The organism is Sinimarinibacterium flocculans (genome assembly GCF_003201205.1).
GTDB classification, from domain to species: domain Bacteria; phylum Pseudomonadota; class Gammaproteobacteria; order Nevskiales; family Nevskiaceae; genus Solimonas; species Solimonas flocculans.
Genome location: NZ_QICN01000002.1, coordinates 510542 through 527673, shown reverse-complemented (window position 1 = coordinate 527673; position 17132 = coordinate 510542). Strand labels below are relative to the sequence as shown.

Annotated in this window: 19 protein-coding genes; 6 read left to right on the top strand and 13 right to left on the bottom strand. The window is 69.1% G+C overall.

Annotation, left to right across the window (positions count from 1 at the left end; genetic code table 11):
* Positions 1-23 precede the first annotated feature (23 nt).
* The 4 genes from C8D93_RS06190 to C8D93_RS06175 are packed head-to-tail and all read right to left on the bottom strand — an operon-like array spanning position 24 to position 2821.
* A complete protein-coding gene (locus C8D93_RS06190) occupies positions 24-884 on the bottom strand; it encodes an FAD:protein FMN transferase (RefSeq protein WP_110264280.1) in 861 nt (286 codons plus the stop codon).
* 1 nt (position 885) lies between these two features.
* A complete protein-coding gene (locus C8D93_RS06185; protein WP_110264279.1) occupies positions 886-2151 on the bottom strand; it encodes a DUF3570 domain-containing protein in 1266 nt (421 codons plus the stop codon).
* Positions 2142-2366 carry a DUF4266 domain-containing protein gene (locus C8D93_RS06180; RefSeq protein WP_110264278.1) on the bottom strand — a complete coding sequence of 75 codons (225 nt, stop codon included), beginning with the start codon at positions 2364-2366 and terminating at the stop codon, positions 2142-2144. Before C8D93_RS06180 ends, C8D93_RS06185 begins: the two co-directional genes overlap by 10 nt.
* On the bottom strand, positions 2363-2821 hold the full coding sequence (locus C8D93_RS06175; RefSeq protein WP_146216527.1) for a TlpA family protein disulfide reductase: 459 nt from the start codon (positions 2819-2821) through the stop codon (positions 2363-2365). The genes C8D93_RS06180 and C8D93_RS06175 overlap by 4 nt, the downstream gene beginning before the upstream one ends.
* Before the next feature lie 157 nt (positions 2822-2978).
* Here C8D93_RS06175 and C8D93_RS06170 point away from each other — a divergent pair, with 157 nt between their 5' ends.
* The 3 genes from C8D93_RS06170 to C8D93_RS06160 are packed head-to-tail and all read left to right on the top strand — an operon-like array spanning position 2979 to position 7911.
* A complete protein-coding gene (locus C8D93_RS06170; protein WP_110264276.1) occupies positions 2979-4952 on the top strand; it encodes an LTA synthase family protein in 1974 nt (657 codons plus the stop codon).
* A gap of 35 nt (positions 4953-4987) precedes the next feature.
* On the top strand, positions 4988-6658 hold the full coding sequence (locus C8D93_RS06165) for a phosphoethanolamine transferase (protein ID WP_170123922.1): 1671 nt from the start codon (positions 4988-4990) through the stop codon (positions 6656-6658).
* The gene (locus C8D93_RS06160; protein ID WP_110264274.1) at positions 6655-7911 is read left to right on the top strand and encodes a POTRA domain-containing protein; all 1257 of its coding nucleotides are present in this window, start codon (positions 6655-6657) and stop codon (positions 7909-7911) included. The genes C8D93_RS06165 and C8D93_RS06160 overlap by 4 nt, the downstream gene beginning before the upstream one ends.
* 25 nt (positions 7912-7936) lie before the next feature.
* Here C8D93_RS06160 and C8D93_RS06155 read toward each other — a convergent pair whose 3' ends face one another.
* Genes C8D93_RS06155 through C8D93_RS06140 form a run of 4 tightly spaced genes read right to left on the bottom strand, consistent with a single transcriptional unit; the run spans position 7937 to position 11355 of the window.
* On the bottom strand, positions 7937-8956 hold the full coding sequence (locus C8D93_RS06155; protein WP_110264273.1) for a synaptic vesicle VAT-1 family membrane protein: 1020 nt from the start codon (positions 8954-8956) through the stop codon (positions 7937-7939).
* Positions 8957-9007: 51 nt separating this feature from the next.
* Positions 9008-10312: an MFS transporter gene (locus C8D93_RS06150; protein WP_110264272.1), complete on the bottom strand. Its 1305-nt coding sequence runs from the start codon at positions 10310-10312 to the stop codon at positions 9008-9010.
* A gap of 6 nt (positions 10313-10318) precedes the next feature.
* Positions 10319-10768 (bottom strand): PaaI family thioesterase, encoded by a 450-nt coding sequence (locus C8D93_RS06145; RefSeq protein WP_110264271.1) that lies wholly within the window; start codon positions 10766-10768, stop codon positions 10319-10321.
* Complete coding sequence (locus C8D93_RS06140; RefSeq protein WP_110264270.1) at positions 10765-11355, bottom strand: TetR/AcrR family transcriptional regulator; 591 nt, start codon at positions 11353-11355, stop codon at positions 10765-10767. The genes C8D93_RS06145 and C8D93_RS06140 overlap by 4 nt, the downstream gene beginning before the upstream one ends.
* Positions 11356-11495: 140 nt before the next feature.
* On the opposite strand from C8D93_RS06140, the gene rssA reads away from it, so the two are divergent.
* Both rssA and C8D93_RS06130 read left to right on the top strand, forming a co-directional pair.
* Positions 11496-12479 carry a patatin-like phospholipase RssA gene (gene rssA / locus C8D93_RS06135; protein ID WP_110264269.1) on the top strand — a complete coding sequence of 328 codons (984 nt, stop codon included), beginning with the start codon at positions 11496-11498 and terminating at the stop codon, positions 12477-12479.
* Positions 12476-13276: a zinc ribbon domain-containing protein gene (locus C8D93_RS06130; protein ID WP_110264268.1), complete on the top strand. Its 801-nt coding sequence runs from the start codon at positions 12476-12478 to the stop codon at positions 13274-13276. The genes rssA and C8D93_RS06130 overlap by 4 nt, the downstream gene beginning before the upstream one ends.
* Positions 13277-13290: 14 nt before the next feature.
* On the opposite strand, the gene C8D93_RS06125 is transcribed toward C8D93_RS06130, so the two are convergent.
* From C8D93_RS06125 to C8D93_RS06110, 4 genes are read right to left on the bottom strand one after another with little or no spacing between them, the layout of a single operon-like run.
* Positions 13291-13626 (bottom strand): hypothetical protein, encoded by a 336-nt coding sequence (locus C8D93_RS06125; RefSeq protein ID WP_110264267.1) that lies wholly within the window; start codon positions 13624-13626, stop codon positions 13291-13293.
* Positions 13623-14123, bottom strand: coding sequence for a styrene oxide isomerase (locus C8D93_RS06120; RefSeq protein ID WP_146216526.1), 501 nt, complete (start codon positions 14121-14123; stop codon positions 13623-13625). The genes C8D93_RS06125 and C8D93_RS06120 overlap by 4 nt, the downstream gene beginning before the upstream one ends.
* Positions 14124-14131: 8 nt before the next feature.
* On the bottom strand, positions 14132-15022 hold the full coding sequence (locus C8D93_RS06115) for a metal-dependent hydrolase (protein ID WP_170123921.1): 891 nt from the start codon (positions 15020-15022) through the stop codon (positions 14132-14134).
* Positions 15023-15060: 38 nt separating this feature from the next.
* Entirely contained in the window at positions 15061-15735 is a 675-nt protein-coding gene (locus C8D93_RS06110) for a TetR/AcrR family transcriptional regulator (protein WP_170123920.1), read from the bottom strand.
* Between the two features lie 185 nt (positions 15736-15920).
* Between C8D93_RS06110 and C8D93_RS06105 the strand changes: the two genes are divergently transcribed.
* Positions 15921-16193 carry a DUF2277 domain-containing protein gene (locus tag C8D93_RS06105; protein WP_110264263.1) on the top strand — a complete coding sequence of 91 codons (273 nt, stop codon included), beginning with the start codon at positions 15921-15923 and terminating at the stop codon, positions 16191-16193.
* A 15-nt stretch (positions 16194-16208) separates the two neighbouring features.
* Here C8D93_RS06105 and ppk2 read toward each other — a convergent pair whose 3' ends face one another.
* Positions 16209-17120 (bottom strand): polyphosphate kinase 2, encoded by a 912-nt coding sequence (gene ppk2, locus C8D93_RS06100; protein WP_110264262.1) that lies wholly within the window; start codon positions 17118-17120, stop codon positions 16209-16211.
* Between the last annotated feature and the right edge of the window lie 12 nt (positions 17121-17132).

Below are 17132 nucleotides of genomic sequence, written 5' to 3'. Positions count from 1 at the left end.
CGTCGCGCGGGCCCGCGACACCTTCAGTCGAGGACATGGTAGTCGGCTCCCTGCAATTCGAGAAATCCGCGCGCCCCCACGCCGTGCAGCAGGGCCAGCGAGCTGAGCGCTCCGGCCGCGGAACACGTCGGGGCGGCTACGGTCACCGCCTGCGGCGCATCGGCGACCGGGTAACCGCTGCGTGCGTCGAGCAGATGCCCGTAGCGGCGCCCGGCATGCCACAGATGACGGTAGGCCGATCCGCTGGTGGCCACCGCACCGCTGCGCAGGTGGATGCGGGCCGTGCTGTCGAGAATGCCCACCTGCCATTGCGTGCCATCGCGCCGCGGGCCGCTCGCCGCCAGGTCGCCGCCGTAGTTGACCAGCAGCGGCGCATCGGTCGCGTCGCGCAGCAGCGTGAGCGAGCGGTCGACCGCGTACTCCTTGCCGATGCCGCCGAAGTCGATCTCCATGTCCGGCTGCAGGCGGATCGCGCGGCCGTTCCATTCGACGCGCGACCAGCCGACGCGCGCGAGCACGGCCGCCACGTCGCCCGCGTCCGCCCAGCACTCGCTGCCGTCGAAGCGCCACAGCCGGCGTAGCACGCCGGAGGTGAGGTCGAAACGGCCTTCGCTGAACCGGTGCAGGTGCTCGCCGTAGTCGATCAGCCGCGCCGTCTCTTCGTCGACCTCCACCGCGGCGCCGCCGGCGGTGTTGATCGCGTGCATGAGGTTGTCGGGCCGGTAGCGGCTCCACTTCGCCTCGATGCGCTGCGCCTCCGCCTGCGCCAGGGCGCCGAGGCGTGCGGCGAGGGCGGCGTCCCCGGTGTCGAGCAGGATCTCGCAGGGCGAGGCCATCGCGCGAAAGCGCCAGGCGTGGCTGCCGTCGTCGAGGTGCGCGAGCATGTTACCGGTCGAAGCGGAAGCCCGCCGTGAACATCACGGCGTTCAACTCGGGCTCGAGGTCGAATTTCGACAGTCCGTCGGCGGCAGCGGCGGGAACGCCCGCGGTACGCCCGAGCTGGGTGTAGCCCTCCAGGCGGACCCACCACGGCAGACCGCCGCGGGTGGTGTGTCCGTACTTGAGCCCGATGGTGATCGCGTCGAAGGCGGCGAGCCGGGGGTCGGCGCTGGCTTCGACGAGCCCGTTCTCCTCACCGTCGAACAGTGCCGCACGGTAGAAGTCGGCCTCGCTCTGGCGGTAGTAGCGCAGATGCGGCTCGAGATAGTCGCGCGCGCCGAAGTTCCAGCGATAGGTGCTGTCGACGGTCTGCGAGAACACGCCCCAGTCGTCGCTCATCAGCCTCAGCGAGATCGTCCACGCGTCGCGGTCGGCAACGAAGCGCTTGTACTCGCCGTAGACGGCCTGCTTGAAGCGCGAGTCCGGACGGCCCTCGTACACATAGCGCAGTGGTTCGCCGTCGGTGCCGACGACCGAGAGGATCTTGTACGGATCGGTGAGATAACCGTCGGACAGGCTCAGCGAGGCGGTCAGCGTGACCAGGCTGGCCGGCGACAGCAGTTGCGTGACGCTCGCCAGGACGTCGAAGACCTGCTTCGACTCCGTGCCTTCCGTGCGCCCGATCGGCTCGTTCTCGTCGGGCATCCGCGACAGCGCTTGCGGCACGCCGCCGACCGGGTCGATCGAGTCCTGCGACACGTTCACGCCGAGACTCACGGTCGTGTTGCGCAGGTTGAAGTCGCGCGCGATCGTGGCGCCGGCGCCGATCGACAGGTAGTCGTACTCGGTGGATGCGAACAGCGTCGTCGTCAGCGTGTTGCGCGTGCCCAGCGGCGTGCTGAAGCTCGCATCGAGCGCGATGCGCGTATCCCGGAACGTGTCGTCGAGCGGCGTCTCGCCGGCGGCAATGGTGTAGGAGCCGTTGCCCGACGGTGTCGTGAAGGTCTGCGGCGCGGAACTGGGCGTCGCCCCGTTCGGCGACGCGCCGGTCAGCGTGTCCAGCGTCAGCCCGAGCGACGCGCTGCGACCGCTGTCCCAGGTGCGTGTCGCGCGGACTCGCGGTTCCGCGGCCTGCACACGGCCGTCGGCCTCGCTGTAGACCAGCGTCGAGGTGTCGAAGGACCAGCCCGGGGCGGCGTCGGCGGCGGCCGACGCCTGGCTCAGGCCGAGCAGGGCGAGCGCGGCGGCATTGAGGGGAGAGTTCAGTTGCATCCGCAGCCTCCGCCACCGAAGCTGCGGCCGCCGCTGGAGGCCTCCTTGCTGAAGTAGGTGTGATCGTCGAAGGCGGCCAGCGCGGGCTCGCCGCCGGGCCGCATGTCATCGCGGGCAAGCGTGCCGCGTTGCCACGGCTGCACGGTCACGCAGGCGGACAGCGTCAACAGTGCGAGCGCCGCAGCGAGCGCGCGCAAAATCGTTCCGGTCGTCATTGCACGGCGCTCAGGATCGCGGCTTCGTAGTCGGGGATCTCGTCCTTGCGAAAGCCGCTGTGCTGCCACAGGACCTCGCCGTTCGCGCTCAGCAGCAAGGCGCTCGGCATGCCTTGCAGCCGGTAGTGTGCGGCGATCTCGCCGGCCGGATCGAACATCAGTTCGAACTCGGCCGGATGGCGCATCAGGAAGCGGTCGGCGTCGCTGCGCTTCTCGTCGACGTTCACGCCGACGACGACCAGCTCGCCGCCATAGCGGTGCAGCACCGAGTTCAACCACGGAAAGCTCAGGGCGCAGGGCACGCACCAGCTGGCCCAGAAGTCAACGTAGACCGGTCGCCCTTCTGCGGCCTGCAGGACGGGTTGCAGCGCTGCCGGGGGGCGGTCGGCGGCCATCGCCGCCGTCGCTGTCGTTGTCGTGAACAGGGCGGATGCGAGCAACAGCCACGCTTTCACGCGAATCTCCGGACGGGTCGAGACCAGAGCATGCGGGATGCCGCCACGCAGGCCGATGGCGACAGCATGAACGGAAGTTCATGTTCGCGACCGGATGAATTTCCTGTCATGACGCCGCAAGCCGGCCGGCAAGCTCGGCTGGCGCAGTCTGCTGCGCATGATTCCCTTCCTGCGTTCTCCCGCCTCGCGGCTGCTGACGATCACGGCAGCTTCCACCCTGATCGCCCTGACGGCATCGCGCCTGCTGTTGCTCGCCTGGTTTGCCGACCGCTGGGCTTCCGACCAGCTCGGCACGCTGCTGGTGCTGGGGCTGCGCGTCGACCTGATCGTCGTCGGCATCCTGCTCAGCGTGCCGGTGCTGCTGTGGCCGCTGCTCGCCGGGGCGCGCACCGCTGCTGCCTGGTGGATGCTGAGCCGCGCATGGATCGGCGTGCTGGTTCTCGTGCTACTGCTGCTGGAGCTGAGCACGCCGAGTTTCCTGCTGCAGTACGAGGCGCGCCCGAATCACCTTGCCGTGGAGTATCTGCGCGAGTGGGACAGCATCCTGCCGATGCTGTGGGCGGGCTTTCGCGCGCCGCTGCTCGCCGGCGGTATCGCGCTGCTCGCGGCGCTCGTCGTGCTGCCGCGCTGGCTGTCCGGTCCGCCGTCCGGCCTGCGGTTGCCGGCGTGGAGCCTGATGCTGTGGCCGCTGCTGCTCGTCGCGGACGTGCTGATGATCCGCGGCACGCTCGATCACCGCCCCGCCAATCCGGCGATGTTCGCGCGCTGGCCGGACCAGATGCTCAACCAGCTCGCGCTCAACAGCGCCTATGGCTTCGGTTATGCGGTGTACGCGCAGCGGCACGAACGCTCGGCCGAGGACGTCTACGGCGGGCTCGACGATGCCGAGCTGCACGAGTGGTTGCGGGAGGACGCCCGTTTCGCCGCGGGTTCGGAAGCGCAGCCGACCTGGCACCGGCAGATTGCGCAGCGACGGCGGACGCAGCCGCTGAACCTGATCGTCGTCGTCGAGGAGAGCCTCGGTGCGGACTTCTCGGCGCGGCTCGGCGGACGCGGCCTGACCCCGGAACTCGACCGCTGGTCGTCGCGCGGCATCTGGTTCGATCAGCTCTATGCCACCGGCACGCGCTCGGCGCGCGGACTCGAGGCCATCGTCGCCGGGTTTCCGCCTTCGCCGGCACCTGCCGTGCTCAAGCGCGAGAAGGCGCAGGAAGGTTTCGCCACGCTGGCCAGCGTGCTGGGCGAGGCCGGCTATCGCAGCCGCTTCATCTACGGTGGCGGCGCGCACTTCGACAACATGCGCGGCTTCTTCCTCGGCAACGGCTTCGATGCGGTGATCGAACGCCGCGACTTCGTCGACCCGCGGCACACCGGAAGCTGGGGCGTCTCCGACGAAGATCTGTTCACGCGCGCGCTGGCCGAGACCGACGCGGCCGCGGCGCGCGGCGAGAGCTTCTTTCACCTGGTCTTCAGCTCCTCGCACCACGAGCCCTTCGACTTTCCGGCCGGCGTTCTGCCGGCGGATGCCGGCGCGCCGGGTACGGCCGACGGGGCAGTCCGCTACGCGGACTTCGCACTCGGCGGCTTTCTCGACGACGCGGCGACGCGTTCCTGGTTCGAAGACACGCTGGTGCTGGTGGTCGCGGATCACGACGTGCGCGTCTACGGCGACGCCGTCGTGCCGCTGCGGCGCTTCCAGATTCCCGGCCTGATCGTCGGTGCGGATGTCGCGCCGCTGGTCGTGCGCAGTCTGGCGTCGCAGATCGATCTGGCACCGACCCTGCTGTCGCTGGCCGGTGTCGATGCCGGCCTGCCGTTTCCGGGGCGCGACCTGCTGGCGGCGCTGCCCGAGTTCGGCGCTGCCCATGGTCCGGAGCCGCGCGCGCTGATGCAGTTCGACGATCGCTTTGCCTGGCTGACGGCCGACGAGTTGCGCGTGCTGCTCCCGCAAGGCCGCGCCGAACGCTGGCGCGTGACTCTTTCCGGCCTGCTGCCGGGCTCGCCCCTGAGTCCCGATGAACGCGAGCATCTCCATGTGCAGGCCGTGCTCGGCGACTGGCTGTATCGCAACAGGGCCTATGCCGCGGCTCCGGACCACGCCGGTCCGACACGCGTCGCCGCAGGGCGCTAGGAGCGCCCATGCTTACAACCGCTCCAGCAGACGGTGTGGCCGTCCGTTCTCCGGGCGCGGCCCGTGCCGCGAGGTTCCGGCGCGCGCTGCCGCGACCCACCGGCGCGACGCTGCTGTTGATCGTCAGCATCTACCTGGCCTGCACGCAAAACACCGCGCTGTGGGCGATGACCGGTCTCGTCGATGCACGGGCGCTCGGCTGGTCCGAACTACTGATCCTGCTGACGCTGTTCCTGATTCTCGTCGCGGGCACGTTCACGCTGGCGGCGCTGGTCTGCGTCGGGCCCCTGTACCGCGTCAACGTGGCCCTGCTGATCGTCGTCGCCGTGGCGGCCAACCATTTCATGAGCCGCTACGGCGTGGTCGTCGATACGCAGATGATCGTCAATGTCACCCGGACCGATGCGGGCGAGGCGGGTGAACTGTTGACGGCGGACCTGCTCGTTCGCCTGCTGGTGTTCGCGGGCCTGCCGATCCTGTTGCTGTGGTGGATTCCGCTGCGCGGCGACCGCTGGGTCTCAGGCCTTTTGCGCCGTCTCGGAATCGCTGTTGCATTGTGGGCGGCCGCGTCGTCGGTCCTCGCACTCGACTACAAGGACGCCTCGCTGTGGGCGCGCGAGCATTCGGCGGTTCGCAAGTATCCGAACCCCGTGCTGCCGGTCGTTTCTGCCTTCGAGGTCGCGCTGCAGAGCGTGTCCGGTGTCGCGGAAGCTGCCGAGCTGGCGCAGGTCGCGACGCGCGTCGACCCGCGGCCGGTGGCGGGGCGGCGCCGCATCGTCGTGCTGGTCGTCGGCGAGACCGCGCGGGCCGACCACTTCTCGCTCTACGGCTACGACCGGCAGACCACTCCCGAGCTGGAGAACGTTGCCGACCTGCTGCGTTTCGACGACGTGCAGTCCTGCGGCACCTCGACCGCGGTCTCGGTGCCGTGCATGTTCTCGCGGCTGGATCGCGAGGCCTTCGATCGGCAGGACGCCCGGCGGCAGGAGAACCTGCTCGATGTGCTCGCACGTGGCGGCGTCGCCGTGTCGTGGCGGGACAACAACACCGGGTGCCAGGGCGTGTGTGCGCGCGTGCCCAGCGAACAGCTCTCGAAGGCAGCCGATCCGCGGCTTTGCGACGGCGGCGAATGCCACGACGAGATCCTGCTGGCCGGGTTGCGCGAGCGACTGCTGAGCCAGACGGGGGATCAGCTCGTGGTCCTGCACCAGCTAGGCAGTCACGGCCCGTCGTATTACCGGCGCTACCCGAACGCGTTCGCCGCCTTCGGACCCGTCTGCACGCTCGACGAAGCCTATCGCTGCGAACGCGAAGCGCTGGTCAACGGCTACGACAACACCATCCGCTACACCGATCACGTGCTCGCCGACGTTATCCGCACGCTACAGTCGCTGACCGGCATCGCAGACGTGGCGATGCTCTACGTCTCCGATCACGGCGAAAGCCTGGGCGAAAGCGGCCTGTACCTGCACGGCTTCCCCTACGCGCTCGCCCCGGAGGCGCAGAAGCACGTGCCGATGCTGGCCTGGTTCGGCGCATCCTTCACCGACGCGCTGCGGATCGACCGGGACTGCGCTGCGCGGCAGGCGGCGCGGCCGCTGAGCCACGACAACCTGTTCGACATCGTGCTCGGCCTGTTCGACGTCGGCACCGACGCCTACCGCGCGGCGGGCGATGTGCTCGGTGCCTGCCGGAGCGACACATGAACCGATGGTCGACACTGTGCGGCGCCGCGTTGAGCCTGTGCCTGTGCATGCCCGCGCACGGCGACGGCGGGCGACGCATCACCGCCATCGTCTTCGAGGGCAATGACGTCACGCGCGACGAGGTGCTGGCGCGTGAAGTCGGCGTCCAGGTCGGCGAGGCCTACGATGCGCAGGCGGTCGAGCGCAGCCGGCTGGAGATCCAGAGTCTCGGCCTGTTCCGCTCGGTGGAGGCCGTCGTCGAACCCGACGGGGAGGGCGTGCGCCTGATCTTCCGCGTGCGCGAGAAATGGTACTGGCAGGTCTATCCGCGCCTATCGGCCAACTCCGACGGACAGAACAGCATCGGGCTGGAGACGCGCCTGAGCAATCTGTGGGGGCTCAACCACAGCCTGCGCCTGATCGGCCGCAGCCGCGATACGCGCGAGGACGATCGCGGCCGCGATGTCAGCGTGCGCGCGAGCTACGTCGCCCCGTTCCTGCTGGGCGAGCGCGACAGCCTGAGCGTCGGCGTGGCGCACAACGTGATTCCGTTCGAAGGAGCGGCGCTCTACGACGAGACCATCGACGAGGTCGAGGCCGTCGCCACACGAATCTTCGGCCTGCCCGACCGTCCCAGCCAGGGCTGGAGCGTCGGCCTGGGCACGGTCTTCCGCGACCACAGCGTCTCGGATGAGAGTGTTGCCGACAGCTTCGGCGTCACCCAGGCGCTCGTCGCCGAGCTGGGCTATCGCAACGAGCACGACTGGATCTTCAGCAACGAGGGCCGCGTGTTCAGTTCCCGTCTCGAAGTCGCCAAGGACGACCTGCTCTCGGACTACAGCTACACGATCCTGCGCGCCGGCTGGGAAGAGGGCGTGCTGGTCGGTGTGCGTGCCCACCAGCAGCTCTCCTTCGGCGCCTCCCTGGGGCTGGCCAACAACGCGGTGGATCGGCGCGCCCTGTTCTCGCTCGGCGGTTCGGAGGGCTTGAAGGGCTACGAGCGGCGCGCGTTCGAAGGCAACAGCTACTACCTGGCGCACGTCGACTTCATGCGGCCGATGATCTGGGACAGCCTGCGCTGGACCGTCGGCCTCGAACTCGGCAATGCCGGCTGGGATACCCGCGACCTGTTCGATTCGCCCAATCTCAGCCTCAACCTCGGTCTGCGCTTCCGGCCGCGTCGGCTCGTCAACTTCGAACTCGAACTGGGTTTCGCGATCCCGCTCAGCGGCGACGATCCGCGCTTCTACGGCGGCAAGGTGGACCGCCACTGAGCGCGCATCGACGGGCGCGTGCCGCTCAGTCCGGCACGAGCACCACCTTGCCGATGTTGCGGCGCTGCTCCATGTGCTGCTGGGCCTTGCCGGCCTCGGAGAACGGGTAGACGCTGTCGACGTGCGGTCGCACCCAGCCGTCGGCGACGCCCTGCAGGATCGCCTGCATCCACGGCCGCAGCTTCGCCGTCTCGTGCCACATGTGCCCCAGGTTCACGCCGAACGCCGAGCGGTTGCTGTTCATCAGCGCGATCGGATGGAAGAACGGCATGCCCAGCGCGACCGGCAGCAAGCGCAGCGGTCCGAACAGCTTCGATTCGGTGGCCACCGAGATGCCGAACATGCCGAGCCGGCCGGTGCTGCGCAGTGCCGCGTAGCTCTTCTTCCAGTGCTTGCCGCCGAGCGGGTCGGTGATCAGCTCCACGCCGCGGTCGCCGGTCAGACGCGCGACCTCGGGCGTCCAGTCCTGCGTGCGGTAGTCGATCGCCTCGTGCAGGCCACGCTCCCTGAGGAACGCATGCTTGCCGGCGCTGGCAGTGCCGATGATGCGCGCCCCGATGTGACGCGCGACGTCGATCGCGGCGAGGCCGACGCCGCCGCCGGCGTTGTGGATCAGCACGGTCTCGTCGGCGCTCAGCGCGCCCATGGTCACCAGCAGCTGCCACGCGGTGAGGTAGTTCACGGGAATCGCCGCGGCCTGTTCGAAGCTCAGCGACGCCGGCCTCTCGAAGACCTGATCCAGCGGCACGACGACGGTGTCGGCATACCCGCCGAAACGGGTCATCGCCAGCACGTCCTTGCCGACCCAGCCGGCCTCGACGCCGTCGCCGACCGCGTCGACCGTTCCGGCCACCTCGTAGCCGACCACGCAGGGAATCTTCGGCGCGTCCGGGTAGAGCCCCTTGCGCGCGAGAATGTCGGCGAAGTTGATGCCGCTGGCGCGTACGCGGATGCGCAGCGAGCCGGCCGTGACCTCGGGGTCCGCGGCGTCGCGGACGACGAGCTTGTCGGGACCGCCGGCGGCGGTGATGACGATCTGGCGCATGCGTGAGTCTCCGGTGTCCGGCGGGCAGCATGCCACGCAGGCGCGGCCGGGTCAGGCGGCGGAGGGCTCCGGCACCGGCGCGGACCGGCTGCCCGGCGCAGCGAGCGTCAGGATCAGCAGCGCCGCGAGCAGGCACAGCAGGCCGGCGATCACGAAGGCCGGCAGGTAGCTGGCGAACTGCACGCGGCTCAGGCCGGCGCCATAGGCGGCTGCCGCGGCGCCGAGCTGGTGACCGGCGAACACCCAGCCGAACACGATGTTCGCCTGCGCCGCGCCGAAGTGCGTCACCGCGAGCTTCACCGTCGGCGGTACGGTGGCGATCCAGTCCAGGCCGTAGAACACGGCGAAGATCGTCAGGCCGTAGATCGAGAAGTCGGTCAGCGGCAGCAGGGCCAGCGACAGGCCGCGCAGGCCGTAGTACCAGAACAGCAGCCAGCGGTTGTCGTAGCGGTCCGACAGCCAGCCGGAACCGACCGTGCCGACGAAGTCGAACACGCCCATCAGCGCGAGCACGCCGGCGGCGCTGACGGTGAGCACGCCGTAGTCGCCGCACATCGCGATGAAATGCGTCTGGATCAGGCCGTTGGTACTGGCGCCGCAGATGAAGAAGGTGCCGAACAGCACCCAGAACGCGCGGTTGCCGGCGGCGTCACGCAACACGCGCAGCGGCGAGAGCAGCAGCGCGCCGAGCGATGCCGCCGCTTCCGGCGCCGGCTGCAGCGCGCGCTCGCCGTAGGGCGGCAGGCCGAGGTCGGCCGGGCGGTCGCGCATCAGCAGGCTGACGACGACGGCCGCGAGCAGCAGCGCTGCGCAGACGATGCCGAGCGCGGCGCGCCAGCCGAGCGCCTCGGTGACGCCGGCGAGCAGCGGCAGGAACACGAGCTGGCCGGTGGCCGAACTCGCGGCGAGCAGGCCGACGACCAGGCCGCGGCGTGCGCCGAACCAGCGCGTCGCCACCGTGGCCCCGAGCACCACGGCCGTCAGGCCGGTGCCGAAGCCGACGACGATGCCCCACAGCAGGACCAGCTCCCACAGCCGCGACATGCGCAGCGACAGCAGCAGGCCGCAGCCGACGATGACCAGCGCGACCAGCATCACGCGGCGCAGTCCGTAGCGGTTCATGAACGCGGCCGCGAACGGCCCCATCAGGCCGAACAGGGCAAAGCGCACGGCGAGCGCGGTCGACACCTCGGCGGCGTCCCAGCCGAACTCGCGCTGCAGCGGCACGATGAACACGCCCGGCGCGCCGACGGCGCCGGCCATGATCAGCATCGTCAGGAATGTCGTCGCGGCGACGATCCAGCCGTAGTGGATGCCGCGCCGCGACAGTGCGGCATGGACGGGCCCGGAGAGCATCGCGGCTCAGCGCGCAAACACGAGCAGCGTCGACGTCGCCGAGGCGTACAGCTTGCCGGCGGCGTCCTTGAGCGTGGCTTCGGCGAAGGCGGCCCGTCGCCCCATGGTGACGACGCGGCCCTCGGCGCGCAGCAGGCCGGTGTCGCGCGTGATCGCCTTGTGGTATGCGACTTTCAGCTCCAGCGTCGTGTAGGCCTGCTGCTCGTCCAGGCGCGTGTGGACGGCACAGCCGCAGGCGGAATCGAGCAGCGTCGCCGCATAGCCGCCGTGCACGCTGCCGATCGGGTTGTAGGCGTGCTCGCCCGGGGTGCCGGCGAACACCGCGCGTCCGGACTCGACCTCGACGAGATCGAAGTGCAGCGACTGCGCGATGCCCGGCTTGCGGCCGGAGGCGATCAATGCGCGCATCTGCGCCAGGCCGTCGGCGCCGACGGCCACTTCGTTGACCAGACTCATGAATGCTCCAGTTTCAGACGTTGGAAGATGTGATGTCGCGAGGCGTCGAGCAGCGCGTCGGAACGCCCGCGGTCCGGCTCGCCGCGCGCCAGCGACAGCGCGCCGACCAGTTCCGACATCACCGAACCCGCGAGCGTGCCGGCATCGTCGTGACCGAGCGCGTGCAGATGTCCGGCCATCGCGTCGATGAGCCGGCGCGCGCCGGCGGCATAGGCCTGTGTGCAACGCGGCCGCAGTCGCGGCAGGTCGGCCGCGAGCGCCGGAATAGGACAGCCGAGCCGCCGGGCGTCGCGGTGCTGCGGCGACAGGTAGTAATCAATGAAGGCGCGCAGGCCTTCGGCGGGTTCGCGGCCCTCGGTGCTGCGCAACCACTGCCGGTGCGAGTCCTCGAACATGCGCTCGATCGCCGCGGCGATCAGCGCTTCCTTGGAGTCGAAGTGCGCGTAGAAGCCGCCGTGCGTCATGTCCGCCTGGCGCATCACCGCAGCCACGCCGACGCGGTGCGGTCCCTCGGCGCGGATGGCCTTGGCCGCCTCGCGCAGGATGCGCTCGCGGGTCCGCAACTTGTGTTCTGCGTCGTAGCGCATGCCGGAGCCTATGAAATGACGTTCATCATACAATAAATCTCGACACACCGGATCGACCCCTCGCGCCGGGATCTTCCGGCTCGGCGGCCGGCGAGGGTGGCGCTACGATAGTTGCCGGCAACGCAGGAAGCTCGTCAGGCATGAAGCATCAGATCCAGGGGCCGGCCGTCGGCCTCGCCCTCGGCAGCGGTTCGGCGCGCGGCTGGTCGCACATCGGCGTGATCCAGGAGCTGGAGGCCATGGGCATCCGGCCGCAGGTGGTCGCCGGCACCTCGATCGGCGCACTCGTCGGTGCGGTCTACGTCGCCGGGCAGCTGGACGATCTCGCCGACTGGGTGCGCAAGCTCACCGTGCGCGATGTCGTCGGCCTGATGGACTTCACCTTCTCCGGCGGCGTGGTGCGCGGCGAGAAGCTGTTCGGCTCGTTCAACGAGCGGCACGCCAATCCGAACATCGAGGCGCTGGAGCAGCGCTATGCCAGCGTCTGCACGGACATGGCGACCGGCCGCGAAATCTGGATCACGCAGGGGCCGGTGCTGACCGCTGCGCGTGCGTCCTGCGCGCTGCCTGGCGTGTTCTCGCCGGTCAAGCATGGCGATCGCTGGATGCTCGACGGCGGGCTGGTCAATCCCGTGCCGGTCTCGGCCGCCCGCGCGCTCGGTGCCGACGTCGTCATCGCGGTGAACCTCAACGCGCAGCTCGTCGGCGCGCATCTGTCGCGTGCCAGCCGGCAGCTTGTCGAACGGGAGGTCGATGCCGAGAGCGCCGCCGAGGAAGCCGCCGCCAGCACCGAGCAGGCGCTCAGCGTCGCGACAGGCCCGGAGGACGCAAAGGGACGCGGGCGGCACAGCCGCGGTTTCTGGCAGCGCGTGATCGGCTACTTCGAGAGCAGCGACCCCGAGCACCCGGGGCTGTTCGACGTCGTCGCGTCCAGCATCAACATCATGCAGGACCGCATCACCCGCAGCCGCATGGCCGGCGATCCGCCGGAGATCACGCTGATCCCGCTGCTGGAGGACTACGCCCTGATGGATTTCCACCGCGCCGACGAGGCGATCGAGGAGGGGCGCGACCTGGTCCGCCGGCACGAGGCCGAGCTGCGCGCCTGGGCGTCCGCCGGGTGAGCGGCGTCTGGAACGATCCCTGTCCGAAGTGCGCCTACCTGCGGCGCCCGGAGGACGCGTCCGCGCCCGGAGAGTGTCCCAGGTGCGGCGTCTACTACGAGAAGTTCCTGCAACGTCGCGCGCGGGCCGCGATGGCTGCGGAACACGCCGCCGAGCGCGCGCAGTTCGCGCAGCCGCCGTGGCGGGCGCGGCTGTGGGGTGCGCTGTGGTATACGCCCGAGCGTGTCGACCAGACCGCCTTCGTCGGCCGCTGTCTGGTGCTCGCGGCGATCGTCGTCTGGGGCGTGTGGTTCATTGCCCAGCCGGTTGCCGAGGGCCGGGTCATGTACTCGTTCCTGCACAACGTCGATCTCGCTTTCCACGAGTTCGGGCACCTGCTGTTCATGCCGTTCGGCGAGTGGATGATGTTTCTCGGCGGCAGCCTGTTCCAGTGCCTGCTGCCGCTGATGCTCGCGGCGTACTTCGTCTTCCGGCAGCACCAGCCGTTCTCCGCCGCGGTGTGCCTGTGGTGGTGCGGCCAGAACGTCATCGACGTCGCGCCCTACATCGCGGATGCCCGTGCGCTGGCACTGCCGCTGGTCGGCGAGTGGTCGGAAGAGATGGCGCAGGCCCGCGCCTTGCGCCACGACTGGCACAACCTCCTTGCCGCGGTCGGTGCGCTGCACCTCGACCGCAGCCTGGCCGGTCTCGCGCAGATGACCGGCGCGTTGCTGATGCTGACGTCCTGGGTGTGGGGCGCGCTGCTGCTGCGGATGCAATACCGGCAGTTGTCCGGGGACGTGTTCGTCGAGCGCTGAGGTCCTGCTTCGCGTCAGTCGTGCACGCCGAGCAGCACGGTCCGGACCCGGCCACGAGCGGCGACGCTGGCATGCAGCAGGTACGGAAACGCGAACATGCCGCCCATCATGAAGTTCAGCACACCGAAGACGTAGGCGCGTGCGGTGGCGCCCTCGCGCCACACGATCCAGGTGGACACCAGCAGAAGGTAGAGGATGAAGTCCAGGTCGAACTGGCTTCTCCAGTTGAGGTCGAGCAGATCGCCGACGGCCACGGCGGGCCAGTTCACGCCGTGACCGATGACGACGGTGACCGTCATCGCGTAGATCGCGATCGTCGCCAGGACCAGAAAGCCGCGGACGGCGTTCATGCGGATTCCCGATTCGCGGCCGAACAATCGCCGTCGGCATCGCGGCCGAACAGCGATTTCCAGGCCACCACGGCCGTCACGATCATCACCAGACCAACGCCCACGTAGAACAGCCCGAAGGCGAGATTGTTGGTGACGGGCCCGCCCGCGGCGAGGCCTCGGCTGTCGGCGAACAGCGGGTCGAGCATCGAGGCGACGACGATCGTCCATGCGACCACGATCATGCACAGTCCGGTCCGTCGCTGGCCGATGGCCGAGAAGGGCAGCAGCGGCAGCGCGGCGGCGGTGATCCACAGCAGCGCGCCGTTGACGATCGCTTCCATGTGCGCCATGCGCCAGGCGTCGTAGGTGCCGGGCAGCTGGTAGTCGATGCTGCCCGGAATGGGCCACAGCTCGATGCGACCGATCAGGAAGAACAGGAACCCGAAACCGATCACGCCGCCGGCGAAGATCAGCAGCGCACCGTGGCCGACGAGCTGGCGACGGGTTCGCGGCACGAGGCCGCTCATGCCGGGACACCCGCGCGGATCGCGGTCGCCGCGAACGGCACCGGCATCGAAGGATCGCGGGTGTCGACCAGCGGCACGAAGCCCTCCGGCGCCTCGGCGTAGGCCGACATCCAGTCCAGCACCCACTGCGGATCGTGCTCCCGCCGCGGGCTGTGCCCCGGCAACATGGCGTGCAGCAGGAACGGAATGATGTGGACCGACGCGCGCGCCAGCTCGCGCGCCAGCCTCAGCCGCGAGCGCAGCTTCCCCCACAGGCCGTTCTTGCGCAGGATGACCTTGTAGCCGCGCATCGACCAGCGGATCACGTCGATCGAGCCGTGTGCGACGCCGATCATCCGATACCACCAGGCGCGCGGGCTGCTGCCGAACAGGGCCTGATACACGTCGTAGGCCACGCACTTGTGTTCGGTCTCCTCGACCATGTGCCACAGCACGAACGACACCACACGCGCATCGGCGCCCGCGAAGAGCGCCACACGGTGACCGATCAGCCACTTGGTCACGCCCAGCGTCATCGACTCGAACCCTGCGGTGTACGCCATGCGCACCTGCAGGCTGCGCCGGGACAGCCGCTGGTACGAGGCCTTCATCGCGTCCTCCACCTCCGCCAGCTCGGGATAGCCCTTCGCCTTGATGATCTCGTTGAAGCGGCGATGCGCCTGGTAGTGGAACTGCTCCTGCGTATTGAAGGCGCGGCCTTCCTCGAGAATCGCCGGATCGTCCAGGCGCTGGATCGCCTCGCGCATCGTGCGGATCAGGAAGGGTTCGAGGTAGGGCATCGTCAGCGATGCGCCATTGAACATCGCGCTGAGTTCCGGCTGGCCGGGAATCCATGCCGGATCGATGTCGTCCGGGAACTCGAAAGGCACGGCGCGGGGAAGCGGCATCCTGCTCGGTTGGTCTGACGGTCTCATGAGGATCTCCTTCAGGCGGTCTTCCTGAACTCGCCGCCCTTCTCCAATGGCTGCATGTGCTCCAGTCCGCTGCGCAGCACACGGATCAGCGTCGGAATCAGCGTCTGAACATCACGTCCCATCACGAACTGGCCGGCGACCTGCAGCGACACGACGCCGTGCGCGGCAGACCAGAACACGTGTGCGGCTGTCAGCGGGTCGACGGTTGCGGGGAAGTCGCCGGAGGCCTGGCCCGCCGCGATCACCTGCGTGCAGACGTCCAGCGCGTCGCGCTTGGCCCGCTTGAGTTCCAGCGACGGCGTCGACGCCTCGGCGTCCTCCAGCGCGAAGAACATCAGCGCGTAGCGGTTCGGCCGTTCGAGCGCCGCCTGGACGTAGGCGGTGGCGAGCGCATCGAGTCGGTCGTCGGCCGAATCGAAGGGTGCGATCGCATCGCGCATGATCCGCTCCATCCACACGAACGCCCGCGCGCGCAAGGCGTCGATCAGTGCCGCCTTGTTGGCGAAGTAGCTGTACGGCGTGGCGTAGCTGCAGCCGGCAACCGTGGCGATCCTGCGGAAGCTCACCGCCCCCAGCCCGCCGGCGCAGCCCGTCGAGGCGTCGCCCTCGAACACGGCCATGGCCGCCGCGAGGATCGCGTCGCGGCGCTGGTCGCGCTCCGCATCGGTCAGGGGTGGACGGGCCATGAGTCGATTTAACGCCATTAACTTAATACTGTCAAAACAACTTGGCAGAAGCTCCCATGACACTCGCTTCGAGGCCCCTTTTGCGGGGGAGCAGTTCGCGCCGCTCGGCTTGCCAGACGGTGCTACGCGGCCAAGACTCGGGTCGAGCTGGAAGCCGAATCGCCCTGACGACCGGAGAGGTCTCCATGTGCCGGAACATCAAGACGCTGTTCAACTTCGACCCGCCGGCGACGGACGAGGAGATTCAGGCCGCGGCGCTGCAGTTCGTGCGCAAGCTCAGCGGCTTCAACCGGCCGTCGAAGATCAACGAAGCGGCGTTCGATCTTGCCGTCGAGCAGGTGACCGACGTGGCGCGGACGCTGATGTCTTCGCTGGTCACGCTGGCGCCGCCGCGCAATCGCGAGGTGGAGCGCGCCAAGGCCGTCGCCCAGTCGCTCAGGCGTTTCGGCGGCGGCTGACGGCGGGAACCGGGCTCAGTAGACCGCGGGCACGAACATCTCCGGCGGCACCGGATTGCGCAGGTAGTCCGCGTGATGGACGCGCTCCGGCAGATGCACCGGCTCGCGCTCGATGTCGCGGTACGGAATTTGTGCGAGCAGGTGATGGATGCAGTTGAGGCGTGCGCGCTTCTTGTCCACGGCCTCGACGATCCACCACGGCGCCTCGGCGATGTGCGTGCGTTCGAGCATCAGCTCCTTGGCCTTGGTGTAGGCCTCCCAGCGCCGGCGCGATTCCAGGTCCATCGGGCTGAGCTTCCACTGCTTGAGCGGGTCGTGGATGCGCGCGAGAAAGCGGCGGTTCTGCTCGTCGTCGGTGATCGAGAACCAGTACTTGATCAGCACGATGCCGGAGCGGATCAGCATGCGCTCGAACTCCGGCACGCTGCGGAAGAACTCTTCGTACTCGTCGTCGTTGCAGAAGCCCATCACGCGCTCGACGCCGGCGCGGTTGTACCAGCTGCGGTCGAACAGCACGATCTCGCCGCCGGCCGGCAGATGTGCGATGTAGCGCTGGAAGTACCACTGCGTGCGCTCGCGGTCGCTCGGTGCCGGCAGCGCCGCGACCCGGCAGACGCGCGGGTTCAGGCGCTGGGTGATGCGCTTGATCGCACCGCCCTTGCCGGCGGCGTCGCGCCCCTCGAACAACACGACGACCTTGAGCTTGTGCTCGACCACCCAGTCCTGCAGTTTCACCAGCTCGCTCTGCAGGCGCAGCAGCTCACGGAAGTAGCTGCGCCGGTCGGTATCGCCGGACGCCGGCTCGGCGGCGAGCGCATCGAGGCGCGCGTCGTCCAGCTCCATCTCCAGTTCCTCGTCGAGGTTGTCGAGGAACTCGTCGCGCAGCAGGTTCTCGTAGGCGGACGGCGGCGGGCTGCGTTCGCTCATGGTCGCTCCCGG

Excerpts from the sequence above, each read along its gene's own strand:
- ppk2 (WP_110264262.1), bottom strand. The coding sequence starts at position 17,120 with ATGAGCGAACGCAGCCCGCCGCCGTCCGCCTACGAGAACCTGCTGCGC.
- C8D93_RS06105 (WP_110264263.1), top strand. The coding sequence starts at position 15,921 with ATGTGCCGGAACATCAAGACGCTGTTCAACTTCGACCCGCCGGCGACG.
- C8D93_RS06180 (WP_110264278.1), bottom strand. The coding sequence starts at position 2,366 with ATGACGACCGGAACGATTTTGCGCGCGCTCGCTGCGGCGCTCGCACTG.
- C8D93_RS06110 (WP_170123920.1), bottom strand. The coding sequence starts at position 15,735 with ATGGCCCGTCCACCCCTGACCGATGCGGAGCGCGACCAGCGCCGCGAC.
- C8D93_RS06150 (WP_110264272.1), bottom strand. The coding sequence starts at position 10,312 with ATGCTCTCCGGGCCCGTCCATGCCGCACTGTCGCGGCGCGGCATCCAC.
- C8D93_RS06160 (WP_110264274.1), top strand. The coding sequence starts at position 6,655 with ATGAACCGATGGTCGACACTGTGCGGCGCCGCGTTGAGCCTGTGCCTG.
- C8D93_RS06145 (WP_110264271.1), bottom strand. The coding sequence starts at position 10,768 with ATGAGTCTGGTCAACGAAGTGGCCGTCGGCGCCGACGGCCTGGCGCAG.
- C8D93_RS06125 (WP_110264267.1), bottom strand. The coding sequence starts at position 13,626 with ATGAACGCCGTCCGCGGCTTTCTGGTCCTGGCGACGATCGCGATCTAC.
- C8D93_RS06140 (WP_110264270.1), bottom strand. The coding sequence starts at position 11,355 with ATGCGCTACGACGCAGAACACAAGTTGCGGACCCGCGAGCGCATCCTG.
- rssA (WP_110264269.1), top strand. The coding sequence starts at position 11,496 with ATGAAGCATCAGATCCAGGGGCCGGCCGTCGGCCTCGCCCTCGGCAGC.
- C8D93_RS06115 (WP_170123921.1), bottom strand. The coding sequence starts at position 15,022 with ATGCCGCTTCCCCGCGCCGTGCCTTTCGAGTTCCCGGACGACATCGAT.
- C8D93_RS06185 (WP_110264279.1), bottom strand. The coding sequence starts at position 2,151 with ATGCAACTGAACTCTCCCCTCAATGCCGCCGCGCTCGCCCTGCTCGGC.
- C8D93_RS06190 (WP_110264280.1), bottom strand. The coding sequence starts at position 884 with ATGCTCGCGCACCTCGACGACGGCAGCCACGCCTGGCGCTTTCGCGCG.
- C8D93_RS06170 (WP_110264276.1), top strand. The coding sequence starts at position 2,979 with ATGATTCCCTTCCTGCGTTCTCCCGCCTCGCGGCTGCTGACGATCACG.
- C8D93_RS06155 (WP_110264273.1), bottom strand. The coding sequence starts at position 8,956 with ATGCGCCAGATCGTCATCACCGCCGCCGGCGGTCCCGACAAGCTCGTC.